Consider the following 16,648-nt stretch of genomic DNA (forward strand, 5'->3'; position numbering starts at 1 on the left):
ACGGGCCTCCCGTCCGTCCACCGGTCGTGGTCAGCCCACCCGCGCGACGCGCACGTCGACCCGGCTGAGCGCCAAGCCGCGGGCCGCCGCGGTCGCGAGTGCGGCGTCGTGCACGGCTCGGGCGACCTCGGGGGCGGGGCGGAAGCCGTCGGTGCCGATGACGACGCGCAGGGCGCCGTCGTCGTCCACCACGATCCGGAGCGGACCGGTGTTCGTGGCGATGCTGCGGACCGCCTGGAACGCGCTCGCGACGGTCGGGCGGGAGCGGTACAGGTCGGTGACGCCGGGGACCTCGGTGACGGCGGCCTCGATCGCGGCGAGGGTGTCGTCGGTGGTGTTCATCGGGACCCCTCCGGATCAGTGCCGGTCTCGACGGTGCCGGTCTCGACGGTGCCGGTCTCGGGGTCCGGCAGCAGGTCGCGGACGACCACGTCGATCGCCTCGACGAGCAGGTCGGTCTGCTCCGTCAGGGCGCCGGCCACCGCCGTGCGGACGAGCTCGGCGGTCGCGGGGATCGACGGACCGGCCGCGATCGCGATCTCGACCACCACCCGGATCGGGGATGCCAGCTCCGTGACGTCGCCGTCCAGCTGGCACCGGGCGACGAGCACGCCGGGGACCTCGTCACCGGTCCGGCGGATGAGGGAGCGGATGGCCCCCTCGGTCATCACCGGGCGCTCCGTCTCGGAGAGCGGGCGGAGCGGCACGTCGCGACCGGAGCGGGACTCGATCGAGATGTTCGCCAGCACCCCGCTGATCCAGGACTCGTCGGCGGGGGCCTCGTCGCGGGCCGCCGCCTCGAGGGACCGGAGCGACGCATGCCGGACGCGGATGATCGCCGCGAGGGCGTTCTGGCAGGCGGGCGAGTCGTCGATGCTGGGGTCGGCCGGCTGCATGCCGGCGTCGAGGTAGTCGGCGAGCTCGTCGATCGAGTGACCGTCCAGGTCACCGGGCTCGAGGGCGTCGAGCGCTTCCGGGCTGTCGGGCATGTCCGGTCGGAGGCCGTCGTGGTCGGTCATCGCCATCCCTCCATGAGTCGGATCATGTTCTTCCTCGCTCGGGACAGCAGTCCCCGGACCGTCGACGGTGGCAGGTCGAGTTCGGCGGCGATCTCCTCGTACCGGTACTCGAGCACCTCCTTCATGATCCAGCACCGTCGTTGGGCTTCGGGCAGTTCGGCCAGCGCACGTTCCACCGCGTCCTCACGGGAGCGCGCCTCGGCGACCCGGTCGGGTGCGTCGTCGGCGGGCGCGGCGACCTCGAGCTCGGTGACGTCGTCGTGCACACGGCGGGCTCGGATCCGGTCGAGGCACTTCCGGCTGAGGATGCGCATCAACCACGACTTCACCCGCGCGAGGTCCTCGAGGGAGTCGAGGCGGTCCCAGGCGGTGATGAACGTCTCCTGCACGACGTCGTCGAGTTCGTCGGTGGAACCGAGGGTCCGACGGGCGTAGGCGCGGAGCAGCGGGGTGTGGCGACGGATCAGGACCTCGAAGGCCCGGACGTCACCGTCGGACGACCGGCCGGCGAGGACCGCGTCGTCGAGCTCGGCGAGGGACTGGTGGTGCACGCGTTCCTTCTACTGGTGGTGCATGGTGAACGCCTGGGTGCGCTCGTGTCCCGGGCTTGGCCGACGGCCTCGGGTGCGCCAGAGTGGCTCCATGTCGCTCGTCACCGCCGTCTGCCGCGTCGACCGCCTGCTGCCGGACTCCGGCATCATCGGCGTCACCGCCATCGACAAACGTCCGGTCGCGGGCAGCGTCCGGGTCCGGCCGCTCGGTCTGCGTGCCGACGTGCAGGCGAACCGGAAGTACCACGGGGGCGAGGACCAGGCCGTCTACGCCTACGCCGACGAGGACGCCGCGTACTTCGCCGAACTGCTCGACCGCGAGGTCACGCCCGGGTTGTTCGGTGAGAACCTCCGCACCAGCGGCATCGACGTCACCGGGGCCGTGACCGGGGAACGCTGGCGGATCGGCGACACCCTGGAGCTCGAGGTCACGGTCCCCCGCACGCCCTGCGGCACCTTCGCCCGGCGGATGGGGATCGACGGGTGGGTGAAGCGGTTCGCCGACGAGGGGCGACCGGGGGCGTACTTCCGCGTGGTCAAGTCCGGATCGGTCACGGCGGGCGATCCCGTCGAGGTGACGTACCGGCCGGAACACGGGGTCACCATCGGCGAGATCTTCGGCGACCTGGCACCCGAGCGGGCACGGGCCGTGCTCGAGTCGGGGGAACGGCTGGCGCCGAAGGTCGTGCGGGACCTGTCGAAGGTCGCTGCGCGCGCCTGAGCCCGGTCAACCCGGAAGCGCGCCGCGCGAGGGGTCCATCGGCCGCTTCGCCACGGGCAGCCCGGCGACCACCAGGTCGTACGCGTTGGCCACGAGGTCCTCGACCAGGGTCTCGTCGAGACCGTCGCCCGGCGCGAGCGTGATCCAGTGCCGCTTGTTCATGTGCCACCCGGGCGTGATCCCGTCGTGGTCGCGCACCAGTGCTGCCCCGTGCGGCGGCGCGCACTTGAGGTTGACGATCGGGGTCCCGCGCACCTCCGTGACCATCACGAACATCTTGCCGACGACCTTGTAGACCACCGAGCCCTCGCCGAACGGCTGGGTCTCGAGGGCCGCCGGCAACCCCAGTGCCGTGCGGCTCGCGATCTCGTGCAACTGCTCGCCGTCCATGCGACCAGGATGCCGCAGGCCGCCGACAGCGCACCCCGTTCGGGGGCAGGTCATGAGCCTCGATCACGTCGTAGGATCACCACGCCGCGCACCCGACGCGGCGGTCGCTCGCGCGATCACCACCAGTTCCAGGGGGAACCCGTGCGCATCATCCGTACCCTCGGCATCGCCGCCGCCACCGCCGTCCTCGCGACCACCGTCGTCGTCGGCGGGGCCTCGACCGCCGAAGCAGCGCCGAAGTCCTACGCCAACTGCACCGCGGTGCACAAGGTGTACTCCGGCGGCATCGCCAAGAAGTCCGTCAAGAAGAACAAGGTCGTCTCCGGTGGCAAGGCCACCTACCGGGCCCTCAAGGGCACGGTGAAGAAGGACGACGCGCTGTACAAGGCGAACGCGAAGCTCGACCGCGACAAGGACGGCATCGCCTGCGAGAAGAGCTGACGCTCGCCCGCCCGCTCGCCCGCTCGCCCGCTCCCCCGCTCGCCCGCTCGCGGTGACCGGCAAGACACCGGTGTTCGCGTCCTGAACACCCGCAAACCGCGGCGCAATGCGCGAACACCGGTGTCTTGCGGGCCTGGCGTGCCGCTCAGAGCGTCGGGACGCCCTCGTGCCCGGACCGCGGACGAGGCGTCCCGGCGATCCCGGTGACGACCGACCCCGCCGGCACGTCCTTCGTGACGACGGTGTTCGCCCCGACGACGGAGTCCGGACCGATCGTGATCGCCCCGATCAGCGACGATCCCGCCCCGAGCACCACCCGGTCCCCCACGACCGGGTGCCGTCGGACTCCCGGTCCGTGGTCACCGCCGCGTCCGCCGAGGGTCACCCCGTGGAACACGAGCACGTCGTCGCCGATGACCGCGGTCTCCCCGATGACGACGCCCATGCCGTGGTCGATGAAGAACCGGCGACCGATGCGCGCCCCCGGGTGGATCTCGATGCCGGTGACCGACCGTGCGACCTGCCCGAGCAGGCGGGCCGCGAACCGGGACCCGGGCAGCCCCTGCGCGTTCCAGAGACGGTGGGTCACGCGGTACGTCCAGATGGCGTGCAGCCCCGAGTAGACGATCGCGTTCTCCAGGTCGCCCCGGGCAGCGGGGTCACCGCGGCGTGCTGCGGCCAGGTCCTCGCGGATGGTCCGCAGCACGCCTCGTCGGAGGGGACGACTCACGCAGTGAGCCCCTCGAAGAGCACCGTCGACAGGTAGCGCTCTCCGGTGTCGCACACGATGGCGACGATCCGCTTGCCGGCGTTCTCGGGGCGTGCAGCGATCTCGAGGGCCGCGTGGATGATCGCGCCGGACGAGATGCCCGACAGGATGCCCTCCTGGGTGGCGAGCGCGCGGGCGACCCGGAGCGCGTCGTCGAGCTCGACGTCGAACACCTCGTCGATGACGCTCCGGTCGAGGACCTCGGGGATGAAGTTCGCGCCGATGCCCTGGATCTTGTGCGGCCCGGCCTTGCCCTCGGTGAGCAGGGGCGAGTCCTTCGGCTCGACGGCGACGATCTGCACGCCGGGCACGCGCTCCTTGAGCACCTGCCCGACGCCGGTGATCGTGCCGCCGGTGCCGACACCCGCGACGAACACGTCGACGTGCTCTTCGGTGTCGCGCAGGATCTCCTCGGCCGTGGTCTTCCGGTGGATCTCGGCGTTCGCGGCCGTCTCGAACTGGTGGGCGAGGATCGCACCGGGGGTCTCCGCGACGATCGACTCGGCCTTGGCGACCGCGCCCTTCATGCCCTCGGGTCCGGGGGTCAGGACGATCTCGGCCCCGTACGCACGGATGACCGCACGGCGCTCGACGCTCATCGTCTCGGGCATCGTGATGACGACCCGGTACCCGCGAGCGGCGCCGACCAGCGCGAGGGCGATGCCGGTGTTGCCGGACGAGCCCTCGACGATGGTGCCACCGGCCTGCAGCGCACCGGATGCCTCGGCGGCGTCGATGATCGCGACGCCCAGACGGTCCTTGACGCTGGCGCCCGGGTTGTAGAACTCGAGCTTCGCGAGCACCTCGGCCCCGCCCGCCTTCGGCAGCCGGTTCAGCTTGACGAGGGGGGTGTTGCCGAACGCCTGGGAGATGTTCTCGTAGATGGTGCCGCTCATCCGGTCCGTCCTTCGCAGCTCAGGTCGCGCATCGCTCTTCCTGGAGGCGCGGTGTGCGCCCGATCCTAGCGACCGGACCCCAGGTGGTCCTGTCCGTGACGGCGCGTGCGCGCCGGACGCGAGTCGCGCCTCCAGGCCGGGGTCCCGGCGTGCGAAAGCGACAGGTGTCCGAGGAAAGTCCGCGGACATCTGTCGCTTTCGCGGGAGTGAGCACGACCAGCGCCGAGGAAAGTCGCTTTCGCAGCGCGAACCCACCGCGTCAGCGCACGAACGCAGTCCGTGCGAACCGCTCGTCGGTCGTCTCGAGCACCCGCAGCACGTTGCCGCCGGCCAGCGCACGAAGGTCCGACTCGCCCCACCCGCGCCGGGCGAGCTCCGCCGCGAGCACCGGGTACCGCGACACGTCCCGCAGGTCCGGCGGCAGCACCGGGGTGCCGTCGTAGTCGCCGCCGAGGCCGAGGTGCGCCACACCGGCGACGTCGCGGGCGTGCTCGACGTGGTCGGCGACGTCGGCCACCGTGACCAGGGGCGGCTCCCCGGGCATGCCCGACTCCTCCCAGTCCGCCCACGCCCGCGACACGAACTTCGGCACGAAGGTGATCATCACGACGCCGCCGTTGTCGGCCAACCGGGCGAGCACGTCGTCGGGCACGTTCCGCGGGTGGTCGTCGATCGCGACGGTCGACGAGTGGCTGAACACGACGGGTCGGGTCGCCACGTCGAGGGTGTCCCGCATGGTCGCGGGCGCGGTGTGGGACAGGTCGACGAGCATGCCGATCCGCTCCATCTCCGCGACGACCTGACGGCCGCGGTCGGTCAGGCCGCCGTGCGCCCGGGCCCCGGTCGCGGAGTCGGCCCAGGGGGTGTCGTCGTTGTGGGTGAGCGTCATGTACCGGACGCCGAGCCGGGCGAGGGTGCGGAGGACCGCGAGGTCGTTGCCGATCGAGTGCCCGCCCTCGGCGCCGAGCAGCGATGCGATCCGGCCGGTGTCGACGGCGGCACGGACCTCGGCGGCGGTGCGGGCGAGCGCGAGGTCGTCGGGGTAGCGCTCGATGATCCGGTGCGCGAGGTCGACCTGCTGCAGGGTCGTCGTCACGGGGTCCGGGTCGTCCGCGGGCACGAACACCGACCAGAACTGCCCGACGACGCCGCCGGCACGGAGCTTCGGGATGTCGGTGTGCAACGAGCCGTCCTCGATGTCGATGCCCTCGACGCCGGAGTCGTGGCTGTCACGACGCTCCCAGGGCAGGTCGTTGTGGCCGTCGATGACCGGGAACGGGAGCGCGTCGAACGTCATCCCCCGACGCTACCGCGCGCGCCGTCGTGGCTAGGCTCGAGCCGTGCAGCCCGTCACCCTCCGCACCGAACGCCTGGTGCTCGCGGCCCCCGAGCCCGGCGACGCCGACGACGACCGATCGGCCCCGACGGTCTGGCCGACGCCGTGACCGTCTCGTTCCGGGTCGTGACGGACCTGCCGGTGCCGCCGGAGCGCGCCTTCGCGCTGTCGCTCGACATCGGCGCGCACGAGCGCTCGATGGCCGCGACCGACGAACGCGCCGTCGCCGGCACGACGACGGGCACGATCGGCCTGGGCGAGACCGTCACCTGGCGTGCGCGGCACTTCGGGATCGTCTGGCGGATGACGAGCAGGATCACCGCCCTGGAGGCACCACACCGGTTCGTCGACGAACAGGTGCGTGGGCCGTTCGCCCGGTTCCACCACGAGCACAGGTTCGAGCCGTCGGCCGGCGGCACACGCATGGTCGACACGATCACGTTCCGCGCCCCGCTCGGCCCGCTGGGGCGGGCGGCCGAGGTGCTCGCGTTGGCCCGGTACATGCCTCGGCTCATCGCCGACCGCAACGCCTCGCTCGCCGCAGAACTGCGCGCCGAGCTGCGCGCCGGGTCGGACGGCGATCAGGGCGCGGCGAGCTCCCCCAGCGCGTCGTAGGCGTTCGCGACGGCGTCGACCCGCACCCGCCCGCCGGGTCCGGAGGCGTCGTAGACGTCGTTGGCGATCGCGGCGACGACGGCGAACAGCGCCGCCATCGAGTCGAACGCCGACGGTGAATCGACCGGGCAGAGGATCGCGGTGGCCGCGGGGGCGGCGATGACCGCGGCGGTCGGGTCCCCGAGCACGATGACGTCCGCCCCCGAGTCGACGCAGTGCCGGACGATCCGCTCGACCCCGGCGGTGTGCCGGCGCACGGTCACCAGGACGACGAGGTCGTGCCGGTCGAGGTCGGCGACCTCTTCCCCGAGCCGCTGCCCCGGCGACGGACCGACCCGGACGTCGGACCGCACCTGCGCCAGCTGCGACCGCAGTTGCAGCGCGATCGGGTAGGCCCCGCGTTCCCCGAGGACGAGCACCCGGCGAGCGCGGACGATCCGACGGGCAAGCCGCGGACGGTCCGCACGGCCGAGGGACGCGAACGCCGCGTCGAGGTTCCGCGCCTCGACCGCACGCTGGTCGACGTGGGCGGCGTCCTCGGCGACCCAGGGCAGGCCGGAGCCCCGTGCGGACATCAGGTTCTGCCGGACCTCGGCGGCGTCCTGGAACCCCAGCGACCGCACGAGTCGCGAGACCGTGGCCTTCGAGGTGCCGGACTCGGCCGCGAGCTCGGCGGAGGTGCCGACGAGCAGGAGTTCCGGGTCGTGCCGGACCATGGCGGCGACCCGTCGTTCGGCGGGCGAGAGCTGTTCCCACACCGAGTCGATGCGGGCGCGGACGTCGGGGCTGGCGGTGCTCATGCGCGTGCCACCTGTTCGACGGCGACGGCCAGGGCGTCGAGCCCGAGGGCGATGTCCGGCGTCGAGACGTACTCGTCCGGGTGGTGGCTGATGCCGTCGGGGTTGCGGAGGAACAGCATCGCCACGTCGGTCACGAGCCCGAGCGACATCGCGTCGTGGCCGGCCCGCGAGAACAGCTCCATCGGTGCGGTCTCACCGGTCGACGCGATCCCGGCGCGGACGGCGTCCATCAGCCGGGGCGCACAGAACACGGCGGGAGCACGGTGCACCTCGGTGGGGGTGACGCTCACCCCACGGCGTTCGCCGATGAGCGTGAAGGCCTTCGTGAGTTCGTCCCAGACCTCGTCCCGCTCGTCGTCGAACTCGCCGCGCAGGTCGACGGAGAACCGTGCGAGCCCGGGCACGACGTTGACGGCTCCGGGTTCGACCGTCATCGTGCCGACGGTGCCCACCTGGTGCGAGGCCCGACAGATCCGCTCCACCGCGAGCGCGGCCTCGGCGGCGGCGAGCAGGGCGTCGTGCCGACGCTCGTAGGGGGTGCCTCCGGCGTGCCGGGCTTCCCCGACGGCCTCGACGGAGAACCGTCGGGCGCTCGCGATGCTCGTGACGACCCCGAGGGCCTGTCCGGCCTGTTCGAGGTGCGGCCCCTGCTCGATGTGCGCCTCGAGGTAGCCGACCACCGAGGCCGGGTCGACCGCGGCCTCGCCGACGCGGTCCGGGTCGAGTCCGAAGTCGGTGAAGGCCCGTCGGAGGGTGACGCCGTCGCCGTCCTCGAGATCCCACCAGGCGTCGTCCCACACCCCGGCCACGGCGGACGACCCGAGCAGGGCCTTGCCGAAGCGCGTGCCCTCTTCGTCGGAGAACGCGATGACCTCGAGCGCGACGGGCAGCGGGCCGTCGGCGGTGAGCCGTGCGGCGGTGCGGATCGCCATGAGCACCCCGACGACGCCGTCGTACCGTCCGGCGTCCACCACGGTGTCGAGGTGCGAGCCGAGCAGCAGCACGGGGGCGTCGGGCGTCGCGGCCGCGGCCCGACCGTGCAGGTTGCCGGCGGCGTCCTGCCAGGTGGACAGCCCGGCGTCCTGCATCCAGCCCGCGACGAGGGCGTTCGCCCGGGCGTGCTCGGGTGACAGGTAGACGCGGGTGATGCGGCCCGGTTCGGCGCTGACGGCGGCGAGCTCGTCGCACCAACGGGCGACGAGTTCGGCGTCGGCGATGCCCACGGCGGTCGCGGTGATCACGGGCGCGGGCACGGCGCTCACGCGAGCACCTCGACCCCGGCGGGAGCGACGGTCGCGGTGGCATCGCGGAAGACGTCGAGGGCAGCGTCGACACCGCCGCCCTGCGGGACCGCGTGCCCGGCACGGCGCAGGGTCTGCTCGAGCGCGGCCAGGGTCGTCACCACGGTGTCCTTCCGGGCGTTGTGTCCCATGGTGCCGATGCGCCAGACCCGCCCGTGCAACGGCCCGAACGAGGTGCCGATCTCGATCCCGTGGTCGTCGAGCATCGCGCTCCGGACCTGATCGCCGACGACGTCGGAGGGGATCTCGACGGCGACGACGTTGTGCATCTTGTGGGCGACGTCGCCGAAGACCCGGAGCCCGAGGCCCTGCACCCCGGCGAGCATCGCGCGCCCGGCGGTCTCGTGGCGGGCGACGACGGCGTCGCGGCCTTCCTCGAGCAGGATGCGGGCGCACTCGTGGGCCGCGTAGAGCATCGAAGCGGCCTCGGTGTGGTGGTTGAGGCGGCGGGGGCCCCAGTAGTCGAGGATCATCGCGAGGTCGAGGTAGTTCGAGCGGATCGGTTCGTCGGCGACGTCGTCACCGGGTTCGCGGATGCCGGCCTCGACGCTCCGCCGCTCGTCGAGCACGGCCACGGCCCCCGGCGACAGCGTGACCGGTGCGCTGCCGGACGGGCCGCCGAGGCACTTCTGCAGCCCGGCGCTCACGGCGTCGATGCCCCAGGCGTCGACCTCGAGCGGGTTGCCACCGACCGTCGCGGTCGCGTCCGTGTAGAGCAGGACGCCGTACCGCTCGCAGATCGCACCGAGCTCGTCGAGCGGCTGGTTCATCGTGGTCGACGTGTCGCCCTGCACCACAGCCAGGACCTTCGGCCGGACGCGCGCGATGGCCGACTCGATCGCGGACGGCGTGAAGACCTGGCCCCACTCGGTCTCGATGGTGTGGACCTCGGCACCGGCGCGGCCGGCGATCTCGGTGAGCAGGTGCCCGAACCGGCCGAACACCGGCACGAGCACGCGGTCACCCGGGGCGAGCAGGGACACGAGCACCGCTTCGATGCCCGCACGCGAGGTCCCGTCGACGAGCAGTGTGGCGTCGTTCCCGGTACCGAACACACGACGGTAGAGCGCCTGCGTCTCGTTCATCGTGGACGTCATCCACGGGTCGTACTGACCGACGAGCGGGGTCGACAGCGCACGGAGCACACGCGGGTCGGCGTCGATCGGACCCGGGCCCATGAGGAGACGGGCGGGTGGGTTCACTGGGAGCATGGTGGTTCCTTCCGTTCCTGATCCGACGATACCGGAACGATCGTTACAGGGGTGTCTCCGTCACGAGCACGGGACGCCCGACGAGCGAGCCCTCGACGCGCCCCACGCCGCCGTCCGCCGTGGCGATGCGGCGGCCGCGGAGCCAGGTCTCGGTGACGCTGCCGAGCACGCGCATGCCGTCGAACGCCGAGACCGCGTTGCGGTGTTCGAGCCCGGCGACGTCGACCACGGACTCGGCGGACGGGTCGAACACGGCGAAGTGCGCCAGGGCACCGGGAGCGATCACCCCGCGGTCGTGCAGCCCGACGAGGGCGGCCGGACCGGTCGTGAACAGCGGCAGCAGTGCCTCGAGCGGGATCCCTCGGCGCTCGGCCTCGGTCCACACCGCCCGGAAGCCGACCTGCAACCCGGCGACCCCGCCCCAGGCGAGCCCCCAGTCGTCGGTCTTCAGGTCGGCGGTGGAGGGCGAGTGGTCCGAGACGACGAGGTCGATCGTGCCGTCGAGCACACCCGCCCACAGCGCGTCCCGGTTGGCGTCGTCGCGGATCGGTGGGCAGCACTTGTAGGCGGTCGCACCGTCCGGGATCGCGCCCGCTTCGAACGCCAGGTAGTGCGGACACGTCTCGACCGTGATCCGCACACCGTCGTCCTTCGCGGCGCGCAGCATCGGCAGGGCACCGGCGTCGGACAGGTGGAGGACGTGCACGCGCGCCCCGGTCATCCGGGCTCCGTCGATGACCTGCGCGATCGCGGACCGCTCCGCGGTGACGGGTCGGGTGGCCAGGAAGTCCGCGTACCGGCCGCCGAGGGCCTGGTGCGGCACCAGGAGCTCCGGGTCCTCGGCGTGCACGATCAGCAGCGCGTCGAGCCGGGCGACCTCGGCGATCGCGGCACGGAGTTGCTCAGGGTCGAGGTGCGGGAACTCGTCGACACCACTCGGTGCGGTGAAGCACTTGAAGCCGAAGACGCCGGCGTCGTGCAGGGCGTCGAGGGCCCCGAAACTCGCCGGCACGGCTCCGCCCCAGAACCCCACGTCGACAGCCACCCTGCCCTCGGCACTCGCACGTTTGACGGCGAGCGCCTCGACCGTGGTCGTCGCGGGGATCGAGTTGAGCGGCATGTCCACGATCGTGGTGACCCCGCCCATCGCAGCGGCCCGGGTCGCGGACGCGAAGCCCTCCCACTCGGTGCGGCCGGGCTCGTTGACGTGCACGTGGGTGTCGACGAGTCCGGGGAGCAGCACCTGCCCGTCCGGCACGGTGTGGTCCTGCACGACGTCGACGACGGCGTCGACGGGCAGGACGCCGGCGATGCGACCGTCGCGGATGACGACCGCGGCCGGGCGGAACGTGCCGTCGACCCAGGCTCGCTGCGCGCGGACGACCAGGTCTGCCCTGTCGCCCGCCGCAATCCCCGTCACGCGCCCGCCCCGACCGTCGCGACCTGTGCCGGGTGACGTTCGAAGCCCGCCAGCAGCCCCGACATCGCCTTCACCGGCGGCAGGGCGTACTCCCCGCGCTTGCCCGTGGCGAGCCCGAGCCGGACGAGCGACTCGGCGAGGACCGTGGCCGCCGCGACCCCGTCGACGACCGGTGCCCCGATCGACAGCGAGACCTCGGCGCAGAAGTCGGCCATGCCCGCGCACCCGAGCACCACGGCGTCGGCTCCCCCGTCGACCACCGCGCGGCACTCCTCGATCACCCGAGCGCGGGCGCCGGACGCGGGGTCGTCGAGTTCGAGGACGGGGACCTCGCACGCCCGGATCTCGGTGACGAGCGGCGCGAAGCCGTACCGGTCGGCGAGCTCGTGCGCGCGGCCGGTGGTGCGGGCCAGGGTGGTGACGACACCGAACCGTCGGCCGAGCATCGCCGCGGCGTGGAAGCCGGCCTCCGCGATGCCGATCACCGGCACCGTCGCGAGTTCCCGCGCGGCGTCGAGGCCCAGGTCCCCGAAGCAGGACACGACGAACGCGTCCACCCCGTCCTGTTCCCCGAGCACGATCTGCTCGAGCAGCCCGGGAACGGCCAGCGCCTCTTCGTAGTGGCTCTCGATCGAGGCGGGCCCCATCGTGGGCTCGACCGCCTCGATCACCGTGCCGGGGGCGGCGACCGCGCTGGCGGCGATGCCGATCGACCGCGTCATCGACGCGGTGGTGTTGGGGTTGACGACGCGGATGCGCATCGGGGTCCTTCCGGTGGAGCGAGTGGAGCGGTGGAACCGGTGGTGCTGGGTGGTGACCATCGTGGCGGGGGCGGGGCGGGCCTCCCGGCCGCTTCTGGGTTCTGTGGACGACCGAGCGTCGCGACCCGTCCTGTGGAGGACAGGCCGCGACGCCGGTGGTCAGGCCCGACCGACGGCCGCGCCGTCGTCGACCGAGGGGTCGTCCGCGTCGAGCGCCGGCATGCTCGGCCGGACGCGCTCGAGCGCCCAGAAGACGACGAGTCCGAGGCCGCAGCCGATGAACCAGCTGTAGTTCGCCAGCCACGGCAGGACGCCGAGTGCCGGCGGCAGGACCGCACTCGCGACCGAGATCGCGCCGGTGACCACGAGGGTCCAGATGGCGTTCGGGTTGAAGCCGCCGCGGTACCAGTAGCGGGCCGTGCGGCTCGTGGAGTACATGTCGTCGACGGCGATGCGCTGCTTGCCGACGATGTAGTAGCCCGCGATGAGGATGCCGAACAGCGGGCCGATCAGCGCGCCGAGCACCCCCAGCGTGTACAGGATCGCCTGGTCGTTGCCGTACCAGTTCCACGGGGTGAGGAGCACCGAGCCGACCGCGGCGATCATGCCGCCGGCTCGCCAGGAGATCTTCCGGGGTGCCACGTTCGAGAAGTCGAATGCGGGGCTGATGAAGTTCGCGACGATGTTGATGCCGACGGTCGCGGTGACGAACGTCAGGCCGCCGAGCAGGATCGCGAAGGGTGCTCCGATGGCCTGCACGGTCTCGATCGGGTCAGTGATGAGCTTGCCGAACACCGGAACCGTCGCGCTGGCGCAGAGCACCGTGAGGACCGAGAAGAACAGGAAGTTGATCGGCAGCCCCCAGAAGTTGCCGCGCTTGACCGCACGGAACGACCGGCCGTAGCGCGAGAAGTCACCGAAGTTCAGCATCGGCCCGGAGAAGTAGCTGACCACCAGGGCGACCGCGGACAGCATCACCGGGATCGACGCTCCGAACGACAGCGGTTCACCGGCCGACAGCGTGAACGAGATGTTGCCGATGCCCGCCTCGCTGACCAGGTAGATCGCGAGCACGATCATCACCACGTACACCGCCGGGCCGGCCCAGTCGATGAACTTCTTGATGGCCTCCATCCCCATCCAGAACAGCGCGCCCTGCGCCACCCAGAGGATCGCGTACGAGATCCACCCGAGTGCCGACAACCCGAGGAACGCGTGGTCGAGCAGCCCAGCGGACGCCGGGATGAACTTGAGGAAGATGATGTTCAGCGACTGCGCGGCGAGGAAGGTCTGCACGCCGTACCAGGCCATCGCGATCAGGCCGCGGATGATGGCGGGGACGTTCGCGCCGAGCACCCCGAAGACCGCTCGGTTGATCACCGGGTACGGCACACCGGTGCGCTGCGACGGCTTGGCGACCAGGTTCGCGAAGACCTGCACGATCAGGATGCCGACCACGAGCGCGATGAGCACCTGCCAGCTCGCGATGCCGAGCGCGAAGAGCGACCCGGCCGTCACGTACCCGCCGACCGAGTGCACGTCGGACATCCAGAAGGCGAAGAAGTTGTAGCTCGTCCAGCGCTGCTCGCGCAGCGGGGCGAGGTCCTCGTTCGTGAGCGCGGGGTCGTACCCGGGCTTGACGACACCGGCACCCGCTGGGGCGGGGGCGGCGGTCGTGGTGGGGGCGTGGGGCGCGGCGACTGGTGTCGCGATGTCGGTAGCCATGGCGTCCTCCGAGGGAGTGGGAAGCGGGGCGGTGCGTGCTTGAGCACGAAGCTACGGAGCGACTTCGCCCCCGCCGTTTCCCTCGTGTAACGGTCGTGTGTCCCACACCCCGTCCTGGAACGACCGTTCCGAAAGCCGTGCTGGAGACCCGTGCCGACCGCGCCCGGAGCCGCGCTGCGGCTTGCCGCATCGATGGGCACGGACCCCGCACGGACCCCGCACGGACCCGAGCGGCGATGACCGCCGGTGGTACGAATCGACCATGAGCAGGGGAATCAGGATCGACCACGTGGGCGTCACGGTGCCGGACATCGACGCAGCCACGCAGTTCTTCGAGGCGGCGTTCGACGCCGTCGTCCTGTACGACATGCGGCGTCGTGACGAGACGCCGAACAGCAGTTCCGAGGCGCACGGCTACCTCGGCATCCCGAGCACCATGGCGCAGGGGGCCATGCGGATGCTCGCGCTGCCGGAGGGGCCGGGGCTCGAGCTGTTCGAGTACCTGGGGCCCGAGCAGCGGAACGCCGCACACCCGTCCGACCTCGGGTGGCAGCACCTGGCGATGTACGCCGACGACCTGGACGAGACGCTCGCCCGGGTCGAGGCGGCCGGCGGAACCCGGAACTCCGACCCGCGCGACCTGCGCGGGGACGAGGCGGGGGCCGGCAACCGGTTCGTCTACACCCGCACGCCATGGGGGTCGACGCTCGAGCTCGTCAGCTACCCGACGCCGCAGCCGTACCTGGTGTACGCGCCGCGGCCGAAGTGGGCGCCGTGGCCGATGCCGGACGACGTCTACCCGGTGCCGGCACCCGCCGTGCACTGACGACCGACCAAGCGGACCCGGCACTGACCGGCAGCCAGACCGACAGATCGCAGCCAGACCGACAGTCCGCCCGCTCAGTGTCGGGGCACCTGCCCCGTCCGCCGCACGGCCCGTTCGAGCAGTTCGACGTCGATCCCGACGTGCTGCCGGGCGATCACGCCCGCCTCGGGCGCCCGCCCGGAACAGACGGCGTCCACCAGCAACTCGTGCTCGTGGAGCGCGCGGGTCTCCATCTCCGCCATGCCCTCGGCCGTGCCCCACAGGTGCGCCGGAGCGGCGATCGAGATCTGCGCCTCCAACCCGGCGAGCGCGGTCCGCAAGGCGTCGTTCCGCGCGGCGTCGATGATCGTGCGGTGCAGCACCGCGTCGGCCTGCTGCTTCTCGAGGCCCGAGGCAGCGTCGCGGAAGACCTCGAGCCGTGCGCGGATCTGCGCGGCGTCGTCCGGGGTGACCCGTTCCGCCGCGGCGGTCGCCAGCGCCCCGTGCAGCAGCGCGATCGCGTCGGCGGTGTCCTGGATCGCCTCCCACCGGGCGAGCAGCACCCGCCCGACCGCGTCCGATGAACTGTCCGGCCACTCGGTGCGGACGAACGTGCCACCGCCACGGCCTCGACGGGTCTCGAGCAGCCCCCGTTCGACGAGCCGGGCGATCGCACCGCGCACGGTGACCCGGGCGACGCCGAGCAGGCCCGCGAGTTCGCGCTCCGGCGGCAGCCCGGCACCGGGCAGGTACTCGCCCACGGCGACGGCGGTCACGAGGCGGTCCTCGACCTCGTCGACGCGCGTCTCGGTCGCACGATCCGACACACGGACCCCCTTCGCGGTGTTACGACCACGTTAAGGCAGCAGAAAAGGTATTGCGTGGGACCTTTTTCCGCTCCATGCTGACCCCCATGTCCAGCATCACCGAATCCACGATGCCGTTCCGCGACGGCGAGACCTGGTACCGGGTCACCACGCCCGACACCCCGGTCGCCGGCGCGCTGCCCCTCGTCGTCCTGCACGGCGGGCCCGGCATGGCCCACGACTACCTCCGGAACCTCGCGGCCCTCGCAGACGAGACCGGGCGCACCGTGGTCCACCACGACCAGTTCGGCTGCGGCCGGAGCAGCCACCGCCCGGACGCACCGGTCGACATGTGGCAGCCGCAGCTGTTCGTCGACGAGTACGCGGCGCTCGTGGAGCACCTCGGCCTCGGCGACCACCACGTGCTCGGGCAGTCGTGGGGCGGCATGCTCGGCGCCGAGATCGCCGTGCGGCAGCCCGCGGGGCTCCGGTCGCTCGCGATCTGCAACTCCCCCGCGTCGATGGAGCTCTGGGTCGAGGGTGCCGCCGAGCTCCGTGCGCAGCTGCCCGCCGAGGTGCAGGACACCCTGACCCGGCACGAGGCCGCCGGCACCGTCGAGGACCCCGAGTACCTGGCGGCGACGCAGGTCTTCTACGAGCGGCACGTCTGCCGCGTGGTCCCGAGCCATCCGGACTTCGTCGACTCCGAGGAGCAGATGGAGCGGGAGCCGACGGTCTACCACACGATGAACGGCCCGAACGAGTTCCACGTCATCGGCACCATGCGCGACTGGACCGTCGTCGACCGGCTCGACCGCGTGACCGTGCCGACGCTCGTGGTCGCCGGCGAGCACGACGAGGCCACCCCCGCCACGTGGGCCCCGTTCGTCGAGCGGATCGCCGACGTCCGGCAGCATGTCTTCCCCGGCGCGAGCCACTGCTCGCACCTGGAGCAGCCGGCGGAGTTCCGCCGCGTGGTCGCGGCCTTCCTGGCCGCGCACGACGGGGCCTGACCCGGCCACGACCTTCCCTGGAGGCACGGTGCGGGCCCGCCCCGCGCCTCCCGGCCGCAGTTCCCACC

The 16,648-nt window shown here is 72.2% G+C and carries 19 protein-coding genes; 5 read left to right on the top strand and 14 right to left on the bottom strand.

Annotation, left to right across the window (positions count from 1 at the left end; genetic code table 11):
* Nucleotides 1-30: 30 nt before the first annotated feature.
* The 3 genes from KK087_RS16585 to KK087_RS16595 are packed head-to-tail and all read right to left on the bottom strand — an operon-like array spanning nt 31 to nt 1,570.
* Nucleotides 31-342 carry a hypothetical protein gene (locus KK087_RS16585; RefSeq protein WP_214566742.1) on the bottom strand — a complete coding sequence of 104 codons (312 nt, stop codon included), beginning with the start codon at nt 340-342 and terminating at the stop codon, nt 31-33.
* A complete protein-coding gene (locus KK087_RS16590) occupies nt 339-1,019 on the bottom strand; it encodes an Asp23/Gls24 family envelope stress response protein (RefSeq protein ID WP_214566743.1) in 681 nt (226 codons plus the stop codon). The genes KK087_RS16585 and KK087_RS16590 overlap by 4 nt, the downstream gene beginning before the upstream one ends.
* Nucleotides 1,016-1,570 carry an RNA polymerase sigma factor gene (locus KK087_RS16595; protein WP_214545261.1) on the bottom strand — a complete coding sequence of 185 codons (555 nt, stop codon included), beginning with the start codon at nt 1,568-1,570 and terminating at the stop codon, nt 1,016-1,018. Before KK087_RS16595 ends, KK087_RS16590 begins: the two co-directional genes overlap by 4 nt.
* Nucleotides 1,571-1,661: 91 nt before the next feature.
* Between KK087_RS16595 and KK087_RS16600 the strand changes: the two genes are divergently transcribed.
* Complete coding sequence (locus KK087_RS16600; protein ID WP_250896778.1) at nt 1,662-2,291, top strand: MOSC domain-containing protein; 630 nt, start codon at nt 1,662-1,664, stop codon at nt 2,289-2,291.
* Nucleotides 2,292-2,297: 6 nt separating this feature from the next.
* Here KK087_RS16600 and KK087_RS16605 read toward each other — a convergent pair whose 3' ends face one another.
* Nucleotides 2,298-2,681 (bottom strand): MmcQ/YjbR family DNA-binding protein, encoded by a 384-nt coding sequence (locus KK087_RS16605; protein WP_214566744.1) that lies wholly within the window; start codon nt 2,679-2,681, stop codon nt 2,298-2,300.
* Nucleotides 2,682-2,822: 141 nt separating this feature from the next.
* Here KK087_RS16605 and KK087_RS16610 point away from each other — a divergent pair, with 141 nt between their 5' ends.
* Complete coding sequence (locus KK087_RS16610; protein ID WP_214545258.1) at nt 2,823-3,122, top strand: excalibur calcium-binding domain-containing protein; 300 nt, start codon at nt 2,823-2,825, stop codon at nt 3,120-3,122.
* Between the two features lie 145 nt (nt 3,123-3,267).
* On the opposite strand, the gene epsC is transcribed toward KK087_RS16610, so the two are convergent.
* From epsC to KK087_RS16625, 3 genes are all read right to left on the bottom strand, one after another.
* A complete protein-coding gene (gene epsC / locus KK087_RS16615; protein ID WP_214531499.1) occupies nt 3,268-3,828 on the bottom strand; it encodes a serine O-acetyltransferase EpsC in 561 nt (186 codons plus the stop codon).
* 20 nt (nt 3,829-3,848) lie between these two features.
* A complete protein-coding gene (gene cysK / locus KK087_RS16620; protein ID WP_214566746.1) occupies nt 3,849-4,787 on the bottom strand; it encodes a cysteine synthase A in 939 nt (312 codons plus the stop codon).
* Nucleotides 4,788-5,046: 259 nt separating this feature from the next.
* Nucleotides 5,047-6,084 (bottom strand): dipeptidase, encoded by a 1,038-nt coding sequence (locus KK087_RS16625; RefSeq protein ID WP_214566748.1) that lies wholly within the window; start codon nt 6,082-6,084, stop codon nt 5,047-5,049.
* 144 nt (nt 6,085-6,228) lie between these two features.
* Between KK087_RS16625 and KK087_RS16630 the strand changes: the two genes are divergently transcribed.
* The gene (locus tag KK087_RS16630; RefSeq protein ID WP_214566751.1) at nt 6,229-6,738 is read left to right on the top strand and encodes an SRPBCC family protein; all 510 of its coding nucleotides are present in this window, start codon (nt 6,229-6,231) and stop codon (nt 6,736-6,738) included.
* Here the strand turns inward: KK087_RS16630 and KK087_RS16635 are convergent.
* From KK087_RS16635 to KK087_RS16660, 6 genes are all read right to left on the bottom strand, one after another.
* Nucleotides 6,705-7,538 (bottom strand): MurR/RpiR family transcriptional regulator, encoded by an 834-nt coding sequence (locus KK087_RS16635; RefSeq protein WP_214531490.1) that lies wholly within the window; start codon nt 7,536-7,538, stop codon nt 6,705-6,707. The two genes, KK087_RS16630 and KK087_RS16635, sit on opposite strands and share 34 nt — an antisense overlap.
* Nucleotides 7,535-8,800, bottom strand: a complete 1,266-nt coding sequence (locus KK087_RS16640) for an allantoate amidohydrolase (protein ID WP_214566752.1) — start codon at nt 8,798-8,800, stop codon at nt 7,535-7,537. The genes KK087_RS16635 and KK087_RS16640 overlap by 4 nt, the downstream gene beginning before the upstream one ends.
* A complete protein-coding gene (locus KK087_RS16645; RefSeq protein WP_214566753.1) occupies nt 8,797-10,050 on the bottom strand; it encodes a (S)-ureidoglycine--glyoxylate transaminase in 1,254 nt (417 codons plus the stop codon). The genes KK087_RS16640 and KK087_RS16645 overlap by 4 nt, the downstream gene beginning before the upstream one ends.
* 43 nt (nt 10,051-10,093) lie before the next feature.
* Entirely contained in the window at nt 10,094-11,470 is a 1,377-nt protein-coding gene (gene allB / locus KK087_RS16650; protein ID WP_214566755.1) for an allantoinase AllB, read from the bottom strand.
* Nucleotides 11,467-12,231, bottom strand: coding sequence for an aspartate/glutamate racemase family protein (locus tag KK087_RS16655; RefSeq protein ID WP_214566758.1), 765 nt, complete (start codon nt 12,229-12,231; stop codon nt 11,467-11,469). Before KK087_RS16655 ends, allB begins: the two co-directional genes overlap by 4 nt.
* A 159-nt stretch (nt 12,232-12,390) precedes the next feature.
* Nucleotides 12,391-13,956 carry an NCS1 family nucleobase:cation symporter-1 gene (locus KK087_RS16660; protein WP_214566760.1) on the bottom strand — a complete coding sequence of 522 codons (1,566 nt, stop codon included), beginning with the start codon at nt 13,954-13,956 and terminating at the stop codon, nt 12,391-12,393.
* Between the two features lie 262 nt (nt 13,957-14,218).
* Between KK087_RS16660 and KK087_RS16665 the strand changes: the two genes are divergently transcribed.
* On the top strand, nt 14,219-14,782 hold the full coding sequence (locus KK087_RS16665) for a VOC family protein (RefSeq protein ID WP_035808811.1): 564 nt from the start codon (nt 14,219-14,221) through the stop codon (nt 14,780-14,782).
* Between the two features lie 74 nt (nt 14,783-14,856).
* On the opposite strand, the gene KK087_RS18005 is transcribed toward KK087_RS16665, so the two are convergent.
* Nucleotides 14,857-15,588, bottom strand: coding sequence for a FadR/GntR family transcriptional regulator (locus KK087_RS18005; protein WP_214566761.1), 732 nt, complete (start codon nt 15,586-15,588; stop codon nt 14,857-14,859).
* Nucleotides 15,589-15,674: 86 nt separating this feature from the next.
* On the opposite strand from KK087_RS18005, the gene KK087_RS16675 reads away from it, so the two are divergent.
* Entirely contained in the window at nt 15,675-16,580 is a 906-nt protein-coding gene (locus KK087_RS16675) for a proline iminopeptidase-family hydrolase (protein WP_250901216.1), read from the top strand.
* Nucleotides 16,581-16,648: the final 68 nt, after the last annotated feature.

The organism is Curtobacterium aurantiacum, from assembly GCF_018598555.1.
GTDB classification, from domain to species: Bacteria; Actinomycetota; Actinomycetes; order Actinomycetales; family Microbacteriaceae; genus Curtobacterium; species Curtobacterium aurantiacum.